At 72.9% G+C, this 17878-nt stretch carries 10 protein-coding genes; 7 read left to right on the top strand and 3 right to left on the bottom strand.

From position 1 onward, the window contains the following. Nucleotides 1–70 precede the first annotated feature (70 nt). On the top strand, nucleotides 71–7561 hold the full coding sequence (locus tag IE305_RS18840) for a type I polyketide synthase (protein ID WP_190130814.1): 7491 nt from the start codon (nucleotides 71–73) through the stop codon (nucleotides 7559–7561). On the opposite strand, the gene IE305_RS18835 is transcribed toward IE305_RS18840, so the two are convergent. Further along, complete coding sequence (locus tag IE305_RS18835; RefSeq protein WP_190130813.1) at nucleotides 7542–8054, bottom strand: O-acetyl-ADP-ribose deacetylase; 513 nt, start codon at nucleotides 8052–8054, stop codon at nucleotides 7542–7544. The genes IE305_RS18840 and IE305_RS18835 overlap by 20 nt on opposite strands. 105 nt (nucleotides 8055–8159) lie before the next feature. Between IE305_RS18835 and IE305_RS18830 the strand changes: the two genes are divergently transcribed. Further along, nucleotides 8160–8447, top strand: coding sequence for a DUF1876 domain-containing protein (locus IE305_RS18830; protein ID WP_190130812.1), 288 nt, complete (start codon nucleotides 8160–8162; stop codon nucleotides 8445–8447). Nucleotides 8448–8576: 129 nt separating this feature from the next. Then, on the top strand, nucleotides 8577–9269 hold the full coding sequence (locus IE305_RS18825) for a response regulator (protein ID WP_229891177.1): 693 nt from the start codon (nucleotides 8577–8579) through the stop codon (nucleotides 9267–9269). Nucleotides 9270–9296: 27 nt separating this feature from the next. Here the strand turns inward: IE305_RS18825 and IE305_RS18820 are convergent, their stop codons facing one another. Continuing rightward, a complete protein-coding gene (locus tag IE305_RS18820; RefSeq protein WP_190130811.1) occupies nucleotides 9297–11696 on the bottom strand; it encodes a phosphoketolase family protein in 2400 nt (799 codons plus the stop codon). Nucleotides 11697–11932: 236 nt separating this feature from the next. Here IE305_RS18820 and IE305_RS18815 point away from each other — a divergent pair, with 236 nt between their 5' ends. Genes IE305_RS18815 through IE305_RS18800 form a run of 4 tightly spaced genes read left to right on the top strand, consistent with a single transcriptional unit; the run spans nucleotide 11933 to nucleotide 16823 of the window. Continuing rightward, nucleotides 11933–14485 carry a CHAT domain-containing WD40 repeat protein gene (locus IE305_RS18815; RefSeq protein ID WP_190130810.1) on the top strand — a complete coding sequence of 851 codons (2553 nt, stop codon included), beginning with the start codon at nucleotides 11933–11935 and terminating at the stop codon, nucleotides 14483–14485. 40 nt (nucleotides 14486–14525) lie between these two features. Continuing rightward, complete coding sequence (locus IE305_RS18810; RefSeq protein ID WP_190130809.1) at nucleotides 14526–14867, top strand: CU044_2847 family protein; 342 nt, start codon at nucleotides 14526–14528, stop codon at nucleotides 14865–14867. Between the two features lie 55 nt (nucleotides 14868–14922). Then, nucleotides 14923–16179 carry a sensor histidine kinase gene (locus tag IE305_RS18805; protein ID WP_229891175.1) on the top strand — a complete coding sequence of 419 codons (1257 nt, stop codon included), beginning with the start codon at nucleotides 14923–14925 and terminating at the stop codon, nucleotides 16177–16179. After that, a complete protein-coding gene (locus tag IE305_RS18800) occupies nucleotides 16167–16823 on the top strand; it encodes a LuxR C-terminal-related transcriptional regulator (RefSeq protein WP_190130808.1) in 657 nt (218 codons plus the stop codon). Before IE305_RS18805 ends, IE305_RS18800 begins: the two co-directional genes overlap by 13 nt. Before the next feature lie 3 nt (nucleotides 16824–16826). On the opposite strand, the gene speB is transcribed toward IE305_RS18800, so the two are convergent. Next, a complete protein-coding gene (speB, locus tag IE305_RS18795; RefSeq protein WP_190130807.1) occupies nucleotides 16827–17810 on the bottom strand; it encodes an agmatinase in 984 nt (327 codons plus the stop codon). Nucleotides 17811–17878 lie beyond the last annotated feature (68 nt).

Raw genomic sequence — 17878 nt, 5'->3', positions numbered from 1 at the left:
TGATGAGCATGTCACCAGTGTGCGTGGGGTGTTGATGGATTGCCACCACCTGCCCGGAAGGGGCGCGGACATGCACCAGGAACCAACCGCCTTCGACGAGCGTGCGATCGCTGTCGTGGGCGTGGCCTGTCGTATGCCCGGCGGCATCACGGGAATGGACGATCTGTGGAACGCCCTGGAAGAGGGGCGTGACCTCGTCACCGAGATGCCTGCCGACCGGTTCGACACCGACCGGTTCGTGAACACGGACATGCCGCGCCCGGGCAAGACCTACACCGCGGCGGGCGGTTTCCTCGACGACATCGCCGGCTTCGACGCCGCCTACTTCGGCATCTCTCCGAAGGAGGCCGCGCACATGGATCCGCAGCACCGGCTTCTGCTGGAACTGGCGGCGGAGACGCTGGACGACGCGGCCATCGCTCCGGAGCGGCTGGCCGGCACCGACACCGCGGTCTACGTCGGCATTTGTGACGCGTCCTACGCCGGCCTGCTGGCACTCGAGCCGCGCGGGATGAACGCCTACACCATGTCGGGGACGGCCTCCTCGATCGCCGCCAACCGGCTCTCGCACACGTTCGATCTGCGCGGGCCGAGCATGGCCGTGGACACCGCCTGCTCGTCGTCCCTGGTGGCCCTGGACCGGGCCTGCCACACCCTGTGGGAGGGCACCAGCACAACAGCCCTGTGCGGTGGCGCGAACATCCTTCTCAGCCCCTTCCACTACGTCGGCTTCTGCCAGGCCTCCATGCTCTCCCCACGGGGCAGGTGCGCCTCGTTCTCCGCCGACGCCGACGGGTTCGTGCGGTCCGAGGGCGGCGGCATGGTGCTGCTCAAGCGGCTGGCCGACGCACTCGCCGACGGCGACCGCATCCACGGCGTCATCCTGGGCAGCGCCAGCAACTGCGACGGCAGGACCCTGGGCCTGGCCCTGCCCAACGCCGACGCCCAGGAGGACCTGCTGCGCCGCGTCTACGCGCAGTCGGGCGTGCATCCCGACGAACTGGTGTATCTGGAGGCGCACGGCACGGGCACCGCCGTGGGCGATCCGCTGGAGGCGCAGGCCATCGGCCGGGCCCTGGGCATGCGCCGGATCACCGGAGCGCTGCCGGTCGGCTCGGTCAAGACCAACGTGGGGCACCTGGAGCCGGCCTCCGGCATGGCCGGGCTGTGCAAGGCGCTGCTCGTGCTGCGGCACCGGACCATCCCGGCCTGCCTGCACGCCCGGGAACCCAGCCCGGCCATCGACTTCACCGGGCTCGGCATCGACCTGGTCACCGCCAACCGCCCGCTGGCCCAGGTGTCACGACCGGTCATCGGCGTCAATTCCTTCGGCTTCGGCGGCGCCAACGCCCACACCATCCTGACCGCTCCGCCGGCCGGCCGGCCGGACACGCACGAAGCAGGCGTGGCTGTGCCGGAGGGCCTGCCGGTCCTGGTCAGCGCCCGCACGCAGCAGGCACTGGTCCAAGCGACGGCCCGCATGGCCGAACGGCTGAACGCCGCGGCCCCGGAGGACTTCTACGACATCGCTCACACCTCCTGCCGCCGCCGCGGGCGGCACGAGTACCGTGCCGCAGCGTTGGCCGCGACACCGGCACAGGCCGCAGAGCAGTTCGCCGCACTCGCCGAATCCGGTACGGGCTGTGCGCTGCAGGCGGTGCGTGCCGGACGGGTGGCTTTCGTCTACAGCGGCAACGGTTCGCAGTGGGCGGGCATGGGCGCGGACCTGCTCGCTGAAGACCCGGTCTTCCGGCAGGCCGTGATGAGCGTGGATGCCGAGCTGATGCCACGGTTGGGCTGGTCGGTCGCCGAGTACCTGGCCTCCCCGGCCGAGCAGTGGGATCTGGCGGCCACGGAAGTGGCACAGCCGCTGCTGTTCGCCGTCCAGACCGGCCTCACCGGGATGCTGCGGAGCCAGGGCGTGGAACCGGCCGTCGTGCTCGGCCACAGCGTCGGCGAGGTCGCTGCGGCCTGCACCGCCGGCGCCCTGACCCTCGCGCAGGCCGCCGAGGTGATCAGCGAGCGCAGCCGGGCCCAGGCGGCCACGGCGGGCACCGGGCGCATGGCAGCTCTCGGACTGGCCCCGGACCGGGCCGCCGAGATCCTTCAGGCGTACGCGGGGAAACTGGAGATTGCAGCCGTCAACAGCTCCAAGGACGTCACCGTGGCAGGCGACGCCCAAGCGCTCGCCGCTCTTGGCGAACGTTGCGCCGGACAAGGCGTCTTCTTTCGCGACCTCGACCTCGACCACGCCTTCCACAGCCGGGCGATGGACCCGCAGCGCGAACTGCTGACCGCCGCGTTGCAAGACCTGCGGCCGCACCCGGCCGGCATTCCTTTCTGCTCCACGGTCACCGGCACCCGGACCGCCGGCCACGAGCTGGATGGCGCCTACTGGTGGCGCAACGTGCGCGAGCCCGTCGCCTTCGCCCAGGCCGTGGACGAAGCCGTCGACGACGGCGCGGACATCTTCCTGGAAATCGGCCCCCACCCCGTCCTGCGCACGTATCTGCGGCGCATCGCGGAGGCGCGCCCCCAGGTTCCGGTCGCTGTCGTGGAGACCCTGCGCCGCGGGCACAGCGGCACCGAGGCGATCACAGCGGCGCGTGCCGCCCTGCTGGCCATCGGCGCCAAGACCGACTGGTCACGCTACTTCCCGCGCCCCGGCCGGGTGGCTGATCTGCCCGCCTACCCCTGGCAGCGCGAGCACCACTGGACTGTGCCCAAGGAGCAGGTCCCCGGCAGCCTGCCCGTGCTGCACCCGCTGCTCGGCAGCCGGGTACCCGCACCCTTCCCGCTGTGGGCGGGGGCAGTGGAGCCGGCCCTGGCGCCCTGGCTGGCCGATCACCGGATCGTCGGCAGCGTCGTCATGCCCGCCACCGGCTACGTGGAGATGGCGCTGGCCGCCGGACGCCTGGTGTGGGACGCGCCGGTGGAGGTCGAGCACCTCGACATCACCAGCGCCATGGTCGTGAACTGGGCCGACGCCTCCGCAGTGAAGGTCCAGGTCTCCCTGGACCGCGACAACGGCCTGTTGCAGGTCTCCAGCACCGACGGGCACACCGGCGAACCCCGCACGCACGCACGCGCCCGCGTGCGCAAACTGCTCGCGTCCCGGCCCGGCCCGCTCGACCTGGAGGCGCTGCGCGAGCGGTGCACGCGACTGGTGACGGCCGAGGACCACTATGCCGCGTGCACGGAAGCCGGTCTCGGCTACGGTCCGGCCTTCCGCGTCCTGACCACCCTGCACACCGGCGACCATGAAGTCCTGGCCCACTACAGCCACCCGGCGCCCGGCGCGCCGTACACCGCGCACCCGGCGCTGCTCGACGGCGCCCTGCAGGCAGGCGCCCCGCTCCTGGCCGACCTTGCGGCGCAAGGCCAGGCCTACCTGCCCGCCGCCATCGGCGCAGTCCGGATCTGGGCCACACCGTCCGCGTCCGGCGTCGTCGCGGTACGGGAACGGTCCCGCACCGACAGCGAAATCTGCTGGGACATCACCCTCGCCGACCCCGACGGCACCGTCACCGCCGAGCTCGACGGCTGCCGCCTGCGCCGCTTCGCCGGCACCCGCACCACCCCGCTGACCATCACCCACACGGTGCTGCGCGCCGCACCCCGCAACGCCGCCTGCCGCTCCGCGCCCTCGCCGGTGCCAGTGCCCGCCCGGGTGATCAGCGCGTGCGCACCCCGCATCGCCGAGGCCCGCGCAGCCTGGAGGGAGCTGGGCTACGACCGAGGCCGTGCCGACTTCATCGAGTTCACCACTCGTGGCATCGCCGCAGCAGTGTCTTCCCTCCTGCCCGACCCGGCAGCTGCTTTCACGGCGGAGGACTTCGTCGGATACGGCATGCAGAGGCGACATCTGCGGCTGTTGGAGCTCGTGTGGCAGCTGCTGGAGCAGCATGGATTGCTTCATGCCGAGCCGGAAGGGCGCTACCGCCTGACAAGCGAGCAGCCGAAGGGGGAGGGAATCGAGCCCGCAGCACTCACCGAAAGTCAGACACATTTCATCAACGCTGCGGCGCTGGCCGCTCACCACCGCGCGCACCTCCCCGGCATCCTGCGCGGGAACCGCGACCCGATGGAACTCCTGGCCGACGACGCGACGGCGAAGACGCTCGAACAGTTCTACGACGTCGACCCTTTCTGTGGTTTCTACAACCGTCTGGCTCAGATCCTGCTCAAGGAGATCGTCCGTGCCTGGCCCGCCGACCGGCCCCTTCGCATCCTTGAGGTGGGGGCCGGGACGGGCGGTCTCACCGCCAGGTTGCTGCCGCTGCTCCCGCCGCAGCGTACCCACTACTGCTTCAGCGATGTCTCGCCCTTCTTCTTCACTCGGGCCCGTAACCGGTTCGCCTGCTACGACTTCGTCGACTACCGCACGTTCAACCTGAACACGCCACCGGCCGAGCAGGACTTCACACCGCACGCCTTCGACCTCGTCGTGGCGGGCAACGCCCTGCACACCGCCGAAGACCTCACCCGTGCCCTTGAACATGTCGCCGCACTTCTGGCGCCCGGCGGAGCCCTGCTCGCCTTCGAAATCCACACCCCGGAGACGGTGGTCCCGATCTTCGGCACACTCGACAGCTTCTACGGCAACACCGACACCACGCTGCGCCCCCTCTCCCTGCTTCTGCCGCGGGACGAGTGGCCCGGCCTGTTGAGGGCATGCGGCTTTGCGCACATCGAGCAGACCGGAGACGACGACGCAACGCCGGGGGCTCAGGACGGCTGCGTGCTCCTGGCGACGGTTCCCGCCGCCGACCCGCACGACGAGACGCCTGCGCCCGACACCCGCACGGAGGCTGCCTTCGTCGTGGCTGCCGAATCCGCAGACGAACTGCCGCTCGCCACGACGCTGACCGACACCCTGTCCGCCGGGCGGGGAGACGCTGCGCGGGCCGTCCTCGCGCCCCGTACACGTGAGGAATGGGAAGCTGTTCTCGGCGGCGCCGGCGGAGCCTCACCGGCCGTGGTGCTGCTCCTGGGCGAGGTGGCGGACGACCCGGACACGGTGGTGGCCCGGACTGCGCACTGCGCAGAAATCCTGCGAGGCTGTGCGTTGGCCCTGGAGGTGCTGCAGGAGGGCAACCGCCGCCCACAGGTGTGGGTGGTGACCCGGTCCAGCGGCGCCGTCGAGGTCGGCCTGGCCGTCGAACAGCCGGCCGATGCGGCGGTATGGGCCATGGCTCGCTCGGTGGCCAACGAGTGGCCCGGAATGCAGTGCCGGCGAGTGTCCCTGACCCGTGCGGGCGATCTCGACCAGGACGCGCGACGCCTGGCTCAGGAACTGTGCGCGCCCGGGGACGAGGACGAGATCGTGCTCACGGCACAGGGCCGGTTCGTGGCCCGCGAGCAGCGCCACCCCAGGAGCCGCCCTGCCACCGACGGCCAGTCGTACACACTCCACGTCCGTGATCCCGGCCTGTCCTACGAACTGTCCTGGCAGGAGAGAAGGCGTCCGGTGCCTGGTTCCGGCGAGGTGCTGGTCGAGGTCAGGGCAGCCGCCCTGAACTACCGCGACATGCTGCGGGCCACCGGCCTGCTGCCCGCCGAAGCCAGTGAAAGCCCTCCCTTTACGAGCGGCTTCGGGATGGAGTGCGCGGGCCTGGTCGTCGCCTGCGGTGAAGGCGTGACCCAGCTCAAGCCGGGCGACCGTGTCGTCTGCTTGGCGGCGGCCGCCCTGGGCTCCTACACCCTGGCCCGGGCCGAGTCCACCTTCCCGCTGCCGGACGGCACCACTTTCACCGGGGGAGCCACCATGCCGGTGGCCTACGCAACCGTCCTCTACAGCCTGGGCACACTCGCCCGTCTCCAGCCCGGCGAGACCGTCCTCATCCACGGCGCGGCAGGCGGGGTCGGCCTTGCAGCCCTGCGCTACGCCACCGCCCGCGGAGCCGACGTCATCGCCACCGCAGGCAGCGACCTCAAACGGAACTACCTCACGTTCCTGGGCGTCAGGCATGTCCTGGACTCACGCTCGCTCGCTTTCGCGGACCAGATCCGCTCGATCACCCAGGGCCGTGGCGTCGATGTCGTCCTCAACTCACTGGCCGGCGAGGCAATGGCCCGCAGCCTGGAACTACTGCGCCCCGGCGGCAGGTTCCTCGAACTCGGCAAACGAGACTTCTACGAGAACAAGCCCCTTCTGCTGAGGCCGTTCACCAACAACATCGCATTCTTCGGTGTCGACCTCACCAAGGTCCTCACCGATGAGTGCCAACTCACCCAGCTGCTCTCCCAACTGACGGATCCGGTCCTGAAGGACGTCGTCCGTCCGCTCCCCCACAGCATCTTCCCGGCCGGGCGCGTGGGCGAGGCGTTCGCCTTCCTGCAGCACTCGCACCACATCGGCAAGGTCGTCGTCGCCTTCGATCCCCTGGACGAACCACCGCTCGTCGAACCCTGCCCCCAGGCACCCCGTCTCGACCCGGCCGGCACCTACCTCGTGACCGGCGGCACCAGCGGCTTCGGCGCCGAGACAGCCCAGTGGCTCGCCGGCCTCGGCGCCCGGCACCTCGCCCTCGTCAGCCGGCGCGGCCCCGACGCTCCCGAGGCCGAGACGGAGCTCACCGCCCTGCGCCAACAGGGCGTGCAGGCCACCGCCTACGCCGCCGACACCACCGACCTCACGGCCATGACCGAGCTCGTGGCCCGGATCGACCGCCAGGGCCATCCACTGCGCGGCGTCGTGCACGCCGCCATGCACTTGGACGACGCGCTGCTGCGCGACCTGGACCCGGACCGCATCGCAACCGTGCTGCGCCCGAAGATCGCCGGTGCGATGGTCCTCGACCGCCTCACCCGTGACCGGGACTGCGACCTGTTCCTGATGTACTCCTCCGCCACGGCGTTGTTCGGCAACGTCAAACAGGTCCCCTACGCGGCCGGGAACGGGTATCTGGAGGCACTGGTCCGCAGCCGCCGACGCTCGGGCCTGCCCGGGCAGGCGATCGCATGGGGGGCGCTCGACGCCGGCTACGTGGCCCGTAATGACCTGGCCGCCTCCTTCGCCGCTCTCGGCTTCACCATGGTCACCGTCCGCGAGGCGCTCACCGCGGCCGAGCAGCTGATGCGCCACAACGCCCCCGTGGCCAGCGTCGGGCGCTGGGACTTCGCCACCTTGCGCGCCCTGTTCCCCCTGGCGTCCAGCCCGCGCCTCGCCGGCCTGGCGCCGGCAGGCAGCGACACGCGTGACAAGACAGAGGAACTGCTGCGCCGGCTCTCACCCGAGGAGGCGCTGGCCCTCCTCACGCAGAGCATCGCCGAACATATCGCCGAGGTCATGCACATGGACGTCTCCCAGGTGGATCTGCACCGGCCACTGGACACGTTCGGCATGGACTCGCTCATGGCCGCCGAACTTCTCGTCAAGTTCCATCAGGCCTATGCCATCGACCTCCCTCCCATGGAGCTGCTGCGCAGCACCACCGGGTCGATCGCGGATCTGTCCCAACTGATCTGTATCCGCCTCGGCTTGGGCCACAGCACCGAAGCTCGGGCCGGGCAGACACTCCTCATGAGAGACGAGCCAGTCACCCCACCTGCGACGTGAACGTCTCGTACGCCTTCTCGTCGAAGAGCACGAAGCGGACCTCCTCCACGTCCGTCGGCGTCTGCCGCACCGTCGCGACCGCGATGCGGGCCGCGTCCTCCACCGGCCAGCGGTAGATGCCCGTGGAGATCGCCGGGAACGCCACCGTCCTCGCGCCCAGCTCGTCCGCAACCCGCAGGGATTCCCGGTAGCAGGAGGCGAGCAGCGACTCGTCGCCGCCGGAAACCTGAAACACCGGGCCCACCGTGTGGATCACCCAGCGGGCCCGGAGGCGGCCTGCCGGGGTGGCGACCGCCTGGCCCGTGGGGAGGCCCTTGCCGTAGTAGGACGCGCGGAGGGCACGGCAGGCGGCGAGGATGTCGGGGCCGCCCGCGCGGTGGATGGCGCCGTCGACCCCGCCGCCGCCCAGGAGGGAGGAGTTCGCCGCGTTGACGATCGCGTCGGTGTCCTGCTGGGTGATGTCGCCGAGGACGAAGGTGATGGTGGGAGACATGGCGGCATGATCCCATTCCGTCCGCGTTCGCGCCCGGGCATTTCCCGAGGAGACTGGAGGTGGACGACGACGAGGAGTCCGAGCAGTGACGACGAGGAGCGAGCGATGTCTCACACCACGGAGTGGAAGGTCCGCCTCCAGCTCGTCGAGGACGAGGGCAGGACGACGGCGCGGGCCATGCTGGACACCGGGAACACGTCGCTGACCTCCAGCGGCACCGCCCGGTGCGCCCCCGGGGACCGGGACGTGCCCGAGATCGGTGACGAGTTCGCGGCCGGGCGGGCCCTGCGTGACCTGGGAGAACAGCTGCTGCACACGGCCGAGCGCGACGTGGAGGCGATGGGCGCGACGCCCGAGCCGCGGACGTCCACCCCTTACGGCTGGGCGCTCTGAGGCCCCCCAGCCGCCGGGGCCGTTCGGCCCATGGCGGCGCACCGGCCCCGTGGATCATGATCGAGGGTGGCGCGGCAGCGCCACGGACCGTCGTGGTCAGTCGATCGGGTCGATCAGGGAGCCGGTGAGGTGGAGCAGTCAGAGGTGGACGGCGAGCGGGTGCGGGTGTTCCTCGTCGACGACCACGAGGTCGTGCGGCGGGGCATCCGTGACCTGCTGGAGGCCGAGGACGGCATCGAGGTCGTCGGTGAGGCCGGCAGTGCGGACCAGGCCCTGGCCCGCGGGCCCGCGCTGCGCCCGGACGTGGCCGTGCTCGACGTGCGGCTGCCCGACGGCGACGGCATCACCGTCTGCCGTGAGCTGCGGTCGCGCATGCCGGGCCTGGCCTGCCTGATGCTGACGTCCTTCGACGACGACGATGCGCTGCTCGACGCCATCATGGCAGGCGCCGCGGGCTACGTGCTGAAGCAGATCCGCGGCTCGGACCTCGTCTCGGCGATCCGTACCGTCGCGTCCGGGCAGTCGATGCTCGACCCGGCGACCACCGGCCGGCTCATGAGCAGCCTGCGCGCCGAGAGCGGCGACGGCCGGGCGGAGGAGCCCGAGGGCGAGGACCCGCTGGCCGGGCTGTCGCCGCGGGAGCGGGAGATCCTCGCGTTCATCGGGGACGGGCTCACCAACCGGGAGATCGCCCAGCAGCTGTTCCTGTCGGAGAAGACGGTGAAGAACCACATTTCGCGGATGCTGGCGAAGCTGGGGGTGGAGCGGCGTGTGCAGGCGGCGGTGCTGGCCACGCAGGCCGCCGCCGAGCGTACCGGCTGACCGGCCCGGTCGTCCGCAGGGGGCCGATCAGCCCGTCCACCGCCATTCGGCCACTTCCGGCAGGTCCACGCCGTGCTCGCGCACCCACGCGTGGTGGCGCGTACGGACGTCGGCCATCGCCTGCCGTACGGCGGCGGCCCGCACCGCCAGGCCCGGCACGCGGTCGACGACGTCCATGACCAGCCGGTAGCGGTCGAGGTCGTTGCGGACCACCATGTCGAACGGCGTGGTCGTGGACCCCGACTCCTTGTAGCCGCGCACGTGCAGGTTGGAGTGCCCGGCCCGGCGGTAGGCGAGGCGGTGCACCAGCCACGGGTAGCCGTGGTACGCGAAGATGACGGGCTTGTCGCGCGTGAACAGGGCGTCGTACGCGTGGTCCGGCATGCCGTGCGGGTGCTCCTCGTACGGCATGAGGCGGGTCATGTCGACGACGTTGACGACGCGGACGGCCACGTCGGGCAGGTGCTGCCGCAGCAGTCCCGCCGCGGCCAGCACCTCGTGGGTGGGGACGTCGCCGGCACAGGCGAGGACGACGTCGGGGTCCCGGCTGCCGTCCTCCGTGCCGGCCCACTCCCAGATGCCGGCGCCGCGGGCGCAGTGGGCGCGGGCGGCGTCCAGGTCCAGCCAGTCGTAGCAGGGCTGTTTGCCGGCCACGACCACGTTGACGTGGTCGCGGCTGCGCAGGACGTGGTCGGTCACCGCCAGCAGCGTGTTGGCGTCCGGCGGCAGGTAGACGCGGACGACCTCGGGGCTCTTGTTGAGCACGTGGTCGACGAAGCCGGGGTCCTGGTGGGAGAAGCCGTTGTGGTCCTGGCGCCACACGTGCGACGTGAGCAGGTAGTTGAGGGAGGCGACGGGGCGGCGCCAGGGCAGGCCCCGGGACACCTTCAGCCACTTGATGTGCTGGTTGACCATCGAGTCGACGATGTGCACGAACGCCTCGTAGCACGAGAACAGCCCGTGCCGGCCGGTGAGGAGGTAGCCCTCCAGCCAGCCCTGGCACAGGTGCTCGGAGAGCACCTCCATCACCCGGCCGTGCGGGCCGAGGTGCTCGTCGGTCGGCAGGGTCGCGATCTGCCACGCCTTGTCGGTGGCGCCGTAGAGCGCCTGGAGGCGGTTGGAGGCGGTCTCGTCGGGGCCGACGACGCGGAAGTCGCGCCGGTCCGCGGTCGCCGCCATGACCTCCTCCAGGAAGCCGCCGAGCACGGCCGTCGGCTCGTGCCGTGCCGCGCCGGGCTTGTCGACGGCCACGGCGTGCCGTTCCAGGGGCGGCAGCGGCAGCGAGCGCAGCAGCAGGCCGCCGTTGGCGTGCGGGGTGGCGCCCAGGCGGCGGCCGCCCTCCGGTACGCACGCGAGGACGGCGGGCACGGGGCGCCCCTCGGCGTCGAACAGCTCGTCGGGGCGGTACGAGCGCAGCCACTCCTCCAGCTGCCGCAGCCGCCCGGCGTCCTCCCGCACCCCGGACAGCGGCACCTGGTGGGCACGCCAGGTGCCCTCCACGGGCTTGCCGTCCACGTCGGCGGGGCCGGTCCAGCCCTTGGGCGTACGCAGCACGATCATCGGCCACGGCGGCCGTTCGCCCTCCGGTGTCCCGCCGGCGGCGGCCGCTTCGCGGGCGGTGCGCTGGATGGCGGCGATGGTCTCGACGGCGGTGTCCATGGCGGCGGCCATCTCGCGGTGCACCTGGCGCGGGTCGTCGCCGCTCACGTACAGCGGGGCGTGGCCGTAGCCGCGCAGCAGGGCGTCGAGCCGGCCGGCGGGGAGCCGGGCGAGCAGCGCCGGGTTGGCGATCTTGTAGCCGTTGAGGTGCAGGACGGGCAGGACGGCGCCGTCGTGCACCGGGTCGAGGAAGGCGTGGGAGTGCCAGGACGCGGCGAGCGGCCCCGTCTCGGCCTCGCCGTCGCCGACGACGCAGGTGACGAGCAGCGAGGGGTTGTCGAGGGCGGCGCCGTAGGCGTGGGCGAGGCTGTAGCCCAGCTCGCCGCCCTCGTGGACGGAGCCGGGCGTCTCGGGCGCCACGTGGCTGGGCACGCCGCCGGGGAAGGAGAACTGCCGGAAGAGCCGGGCCATGCCGTGCGCGTCGCGCGGGACGTCGGGGTAGACCTCGCTGTAGCTGCCGTCCAGCCAGGAGTTGGCGAGCACGGCGGGCCCGCCGTGGCCGGGGCCCCACACGCACAGCGCCTCCAGGTTCCGCGCCTTGACCACCCGGTTGAGGTGGGTGTGCACGAGGTTGAGCCCCGGTGAGGTGCCCCAGTGGCCGAGGAGGCGGGGCTTGACGTCCTCGGGGCGCAGGGGGCGGGTGAGCAGGGGGTTGTCCAGCAGGTAGATCTGCCCGGCGGACAGGTAGTTCGCGGCGCGCCAGTGGGCGTCGAGCGCCGCCAGCTCGTCGTCGGGAAGGACGTGCAGGCGCTGCGCCGGATCGGCCATGGCTCGCTCCTTCGTGGCTGCGGTGGGCTACGGGGGGGCTACGGGAGTACGGGGGGGACGGCGGCGCGCGCCGCCTGCCGGTACGGCTGCCCGGCGGCGGCACTTCCATCCACGGTGGCACCGGGGCGCACGGCCCGCCAGACGCGCAGTCCGGCCACCCCCCGCCACCCGGTCGGCCCATCCCCTCTGGTCCCGTGCCGCCCGGGGGCCGGACCATCGTGGTGGAAGGGGTGTCCATGACCACCGACCTCGAGCTGGAGATCTGCGGGACGCGCCCCGGGGAGTACGAGGTGCGGGTGGTGCGCGCTGCGGCCGGTGGGGAGCCGGAGGCGGTGCTGCGGCTCGACGTGGACGCGCTGCTGGCGCGGCGGGCCGAGCTGGAGAACACGGTGCTGGCGTCGTCGGTGTCGGCCCGGCGCGTGGTGCCCGTGGCCGAGGAACCGGTGCGGCAGGTCGGCGAGAACCTGTTCACGGCGCTGTTCGCGGGGCCCGTCTACGGGGCGTACCGGGCCAGCCTGGGGGTGGCGCAGGCGCGCCAGGAGCGGCTGCGGATCGCGTTGCGGCTGGAGGCGCCGGAGCTGGCGCTGCTGCCGTGGGAGGCGCTGTTCGACCCGGAGACCGACACGTACCTGTGCCGGCACGAGCCGTTGGTGCGGCACGTGCCGGCGCCGTACACGCCCGAGCCCCGGCAGGTGCGGCCGCCGCTGCGCGTCCTGGTGCTGATCGCCTCGCCGCGCGGGCTGCCGCCGCTGGACACCGAGGCCGAACGCGGCCGGCTGGAGAAGGCGCTCGCCGGGCAGCTGGCGGCGGGCCGGGTGGAGCTGAGCTGGCTGCCGCAGGCGAGCTGGGACAGTGTGCACGCGCGTCTCCAGGAGGGCGAGTGGCACGTCCTGCACTTCATCGGGCACGGCGACTACGACGTGACCGCCGACGAGGGGCTGATCGCCCTGGTGGACGACGACGGCGGCCCCGACATGGTGGAGGCGTCCCGCCTCGCCGACCTGCTGGGCGAGGCCGAGCCGACGCCGCGGCTGGTCGTGCTCAACTCCTGCGCGTCGGCGCGCGGCGGCACGAAGGACGTGTTCTCCAGTACGGGCGCGGCGCTGGTGCGCAGCGGCATCCACGCGGTCGCGGCGATGCAGTTCACGGTCAGCGACCGGGCCGCCCTGCGTTTCGCGCAGGGTTTCTACACGTCGCTGGCCGGCGGGCACCGCATCGACGAGGCGGCGCGCAGTGCCCGTATCGCGATGCTGGGCGGGGGCCGGCAGGCCCTGGAGTGGCTGACGCCGGTGCTGTACGTACGCGGTGACACGACGCGGCTGTTCACGTTCACCGCGCCGCCGCCCCCGGTGACGCCGGCCGCCGCCGCTGCCGCCGCTCCCGGGGCCGGGGCGCCCCCTCCGCTGCCTGCGGAACAGCTGCGGGCGCAGGTGCGGACGCTGCGGGTGATGGCCTGCGCCGAGATGCGCGTGGGCCATTACGAGAAGGCCGTCGAGCTCCTCGACGACCTGCTGACGCTCGACCCCGGCAACGAGGAGGCGCAGACCCTGCGGACCGAGGCCACGGGCCGGAGGCGGCTGGCCGGGCTGCGCGACCGGGCGGCGCAGGCGGAGGCCGCGCAGGACTGGCCTGCCGCCGTCGAGGCGTACGTGGAGCTGCTCGGCGAGAACCCCGACGACAAGGAGGCGGCCGCCCGCCTCGACGCCTGCCGGACGCAGCAGCGCATCGCCGACCTGCGGGCGGAGCTGCTGTACCACGCGGAGGCGGGCCAGTGGCGGGCGGTGCTGGACGTGGACGAGGAGCTGCGCGGCCTCGACGCGTCCGCGGCCGACCCGGACGGGCTGGCGACCCGGGCCCGCTCGGAACTGCAGGAAGCGGAACGGCACGAAGCGGAACAGGCCACGGAGGCAGCCCGCACCGAGCCCCTCGTCGTCCCCTTCGGGGAGCAGGTGTACGCCCTGTCCTGGTCGCCCGACGGCCGGCGCCTGGCCGTCTCCGGTACCGCGGCGACGGCGCGCGTCCTCGACGCGGCCGACGGCGCCGAACTGCTCGCCGTGCAGGCGGGGGTCGTGGATCTGCACTGGGTGTACGCGGTGGCGTTCGGCCCGGACGGCACACGGTTCGCGACGGGCTCGGACAACCACTGGGTCAGGGTGTGGGACGCCGGCAGCGGCGAGCGGCTGCTGGAGATGCGGCACGACAAGCCGGTGCTGACGGTGGCCTTCGGCCGCGACGGGGCGTACGTGGCGTCCGGCGGCCTGGACGGGACGGCACGGGTGTGGGACGCCGCGACGGGCCGGGAGGTGCGGCGGGTGCACCACGCGGGGGCGGTGTTCGAGGTGGCGCTGAGCCCGGACGGCGGGCGGCTGGCCACGGGCAGCCAGGACGAGACGGCCCGGCTCTGGGACGTGGCCACGGGCAGCCGTCTGCTGGAGGTGCACCACGACCACGCGGTGTTCGCCGTGGCCTTCGGGCCGGACGGCGGGCGGCTGGCCACGGGCAGCCACGACGGCACCGCCCGGGTGTGGGACGCGAGAACCGGGGAGCAGCTCCTGGTGCTGCCGCACGACTGCACGGTGTTCGCGGTGGCGTTCAGCCCGGACGGCCGGTGGCTCGCCACCGGCTGCCACGACGGCACGGCCCGGGTGTGGGACGCCGTCAGTGGCGAGCCGGTCCAGGAGGTGCGCCACGACGACAAGGTGCTGGTCGTGGCGTTCAGCCCGGACGGCACCCGGCTGGCCACGGGCAGCCACGACCGCACCGTACGGGTCTGGCCGGTGGCTGAGTGACCGAGTGACTGACGACCACGGACGAAAGTGAGACGGAACGGTGGGACGACTCGTCGAATTCCCGGTGGAGGGCGGCGGTTCCGTCGTCGTCGAGACCACGGAGCACGCCCCGGGCGTGGTGACGCGCGGCATGGCCGACAGCGCGGCGGTGGAACGCGCCCGGCAGACGTTCGAGGAGGCCGTGCGCCGGGTGGAACCGGCCGTGCAGGCCGTCGTGGCCCGGCTGAAGGCCATCGCCGAGTCCCCGGACTCGATCCGCATCGACTTCGGCATGGACCTGCACGCGGAGGCGGGCGCGGTCATCACGAAGGCCAGCTCGACCGCCAACTTCACGGTGTCGGTGTCCTGGCAGCGGAAGCAGAACGCTGCAACGGGCCAATGAGGTACGGGTGGTAGCGTCGGCGGCTGCATGATCCGTGAAGGGGTGGGGGGACACGGTGGCATGGCGGGCGTCCGTCCTGCGGTTCCGCCGGGCGATGCGCTACGTGGCGGTCACCGGCCTGAGCGCGCTGCTCGCCCTCCCGGCCGTATACGTCGTCGTTCTCGTCCTCGTTCTGAGCCTTGTCGGGCCGGGGCTGCTGCTGTTGCCGCGGGCCGTACGGGTGGTGCGGCGCGGCGCCGATGCCCATCACCGGCGGGCGGCGGCGTGGCTGGGCACGGATGGCACGGACGGTCCTGCGGCGACAGGCACGGTGCCGGCCGGCGTACGGGCCGTGCTGCGGGACCGGGCCACGTACGCCGCGGTGGCCTGGCTGGTGCTGCACGCCGTGACGGGGGTGGTCGCCGGGGCCCTGGCGCTGGGGCTGTGCGTGGGCGCGGTGAGCTGGGCGACGACTCCGCTGTGGTGGTGGGTGATGCCCGGCGGTGCCGCGTTCGCGGTGTGGCGGATCGACTCGTGGGGCGCCGCCGTGGCCGCGGTGGCCGGCGGTGCGGCGTACGCGGCGCTGGCCGTGTTCGCCGTCCCGCTGCTGGCGGGGGCGCACGCCCGGATGACCCGTGCGGTGCTGCGGCCCCGTCCGGGGAAGGCGGCGCTGGCGCGGCGGGTCGAGGAGCTCGCCGCCTCGCGCGCGGAGGCCCTGGACGCGCACGCGGCGGAGCTGCGCCGCATCGAGCGGGACCTGCACGACGGGGCGCAGGCCGGGCTGGTCGCCGTCTCGCTGCGGCTGGGCCTGATGCGGCAGGCGATGCGGAACCGCCCGGAGGAGCTGCCGGAGGTGCTTCCGGAGATGATCGAGCGGACGCAGGAACTGGCGGAGCAGGCCCTGGCCCAGCTGCGGCGGTCCGTTCGGGCCGTTTACCCGCCGGTGCTGGGCGACCAGGGCCTGGCCGGGGCGGCGCGGTCGCTGGTCGCGGCGTGCCCGGTGCCGGCGGAACTGGACACGGGGCAGGACGACGATGCCGGTCCGCGGGCGCCCGCGGCGGTCGAGGCCGCCGCGTACTTCGTGCTCTCGGAGGCGCTGACCAACGTGGCGCGGCACAGTGGTGCCACCTGTGTCCGGGTCCGGTTGCGGACGACGGGGGCGAGCGTCGTGGTCTCCGTACGGGACGACGGCCGTGGCGGTGCGGTGGAGGGGGCCGGTACGGGCCTGCCCGGCATCCGGCGGCGCGTCGCGGCGTTCGACGGCACGACGGAACTGTCCAGCCCGCCCGGCGGGCCGACCGAACTGCGGGTGGAGTTGCCGTGCGGGTCCTGATCGCCGAGGACAACGCCCTGCTGCGGGAGGGGCTGGCCTTGCTGCTGGCCGGTGCGGGTCACGAGGTGTGCGCGTCGGTCGAGGACGGCGGGCTGCTGCTGCCGGCGCTGCTGGAGCACCGTCCGGACGTGGCGGTCCTCGACGTGCGGCTGCCGCCGGGCTTCCGGGACGAGGGCCTGCGGGCGGCGGTCGCCGCGCGGGAGCGGATTCCCGGGCTGCCGGTGCTGGTGCTGTCGCAGTACGTGGAGCAGGTGTACGCATCGCGGCTGCTGGCGCAGGGCGCGGCGGGCGTCGGCTACCTGCTGAAGGACCGGGTGGGCCGGGTGGAGGAGTTCCTGGACGCGCTGGAGCGGGTGGCGGCCGGCGGGGTGGCCCTGGACCCGGAGGCGGTCTCGCAGCTCATGGCGCGGCGGGTGCACGGCGATCCGCTGGGGGCGCTCAGCCCGCGGGAGCGGGAGGTGCTGGCGCTGATGGCGGAGGGGCACGGCAACGGCGCCATCGGGGCGATGCTGTTCATCGCCGAGACGTCGGTGAACAAGCACATCGGGAACATCTTCGCCAAGCTGGGCCTGCCCGCCGCGGACGGCGGGCACCGCCGGGTCCGGGCGGTGCTCGCGTACCTCGGCGCGACGGGCGGCCCCTGACCCCTACGCGCCGGGTTCGGCCGCCACGCGGCTCCAGCGTGCCGGGCCCATCTGCCGGGACATGATGGTGATGAGCTCGTACGCGGTGTGGGAGGCGGCCACCGCGGTGATGTCGGCGTGGTCGTACGCCGGGGCGACCTCGACGAGGTCGGCGGAGACGAGGTGGCAGTCGGCCAGGCCGCGGATGATCTCCAGCAGCTCGCGGGAGGTGAGGCCGCCGGCCTCGGGGGTGCCGGTGCCGGGCGCGTGGGCGGGGTCGAGGACGTCGATGTCGACCGAGATGTAGAGCGGCCGGTCGCCGATGCGCTCGCGCAGCTGCTGGGCGACCTCGTCGACGCCGCGCCGCATCACGTCGGCGGACGTGACGATGCCGAAGCCGAGCTTGGCGTCCTCGGTCAGGTCGTCCTCGTGGTAGACGGGGCCGCGCACACCGACGTGGGAGAGCGCGGAGGTGTCGATGATGCCCTCCTCCACGGCCCGGCGGAACGGCGAGCCGTGCATGTACCGGTTGCCGAAGTGGGTGTCCCAGGTGTCGAGGTGGGCGTCGAAGTGCAGCACGGCGACGGGGCCGTGCTTGCGGGAGACGGCGCGCAGCATGGGCAGGGCGATGGTGTGGTCGCCGCCGAGCGTCATCAGCCGGGCACCCGTGTCGAGCAGCTCGCCCGCCGCCTCCTCGATCGTCTCGATGGCCTCGTTGACGTCGAAGGGGTTGGCGGAGATGTCACCGGCGTCCGCGACCTGCGCGAAGTGGAAGGGGTACACCTTCTGCGCCGGGTTGTACGGGCGCAGCTGCCGGGACGCCTCACGGATGGCGTTGCCGCCGAAGCGCGCGCCGGGCCGGTACGAGACACCGGAGTCGAAGGGCACGCCGACGACGGCGATGTCGGTGTCCGGCACCTCGTCCAGGCGGGGCACACGGCCGAACGTCGCCGGACCGGCGTAGTGCAGGGTGCGCTCGGACTCCTCGGGGCCACGGGGCGGGATCATGGTGGGGTGCGGGGCCTTTCGTGGGGTGATGGAGGCGCGCGTTCCGGCGCCGGAACCCGTTCCCGTTC

This window comes from Streptomyces mashuensis (assembly GCF_014654785.1).
In the GTDB taxonomy this organism is placed as follows: Bacteria; Actinomycetota; Actinomycetes; order Streptomycetales; family Streptomycetaceae; genus Streptomyces; species Streptomyces mashuensis.
Note: the sequence above shows the minus strand (reverse complement) of the source record. Positions and strands in the feature narration are given on the sequence as shown.

Bases quoted from the DNA above. Each gene is read 5' to 3' on its own strand.
- IE305_RS18840 (WP_190130814.1), top strand. From the start codon at position 71: ATGCACCAGGAACCAACCGCCTTCGACGAGCGTGCGATCGCTGTCGTG.
- IE305_RS18835 (WP_190130813.1), bottom strand. From the start codon at position 8,054: ATGTCTCCCACCATCACCTTCGTCCTCGGCGACATCACCCAGCAGGAC.
- IE305_RS18830 (WP_190130812.1), top strand. From the start codon at position 8,160: ATGTCTCACACCACGGAGTGGAAGGTCCGCCTCCAGCTCGTCGAGGAC.
- IE305_RS18820 (WP_190130811.1), bottom strand. From the start codon at position 11,696: ATGGCCGATCCGGCGCAGCGCCTGCACGTCCTTCCCGACGACGAGCTG.
- IE305_RS18815 (WP_190130810.1), top strand. From the start codon at position 11,933: ATGACCACCGACCTCGAGCTGGAGATCTGCGGGACGCGCCCCGGGGAG.
- speB (WP_190130807.1), bottom strand. From the start codon at position 17,810: ATGATCCCGCCCCGTGGCCCCGAGGAGTCCGAGCGCACCCTGCACTAC.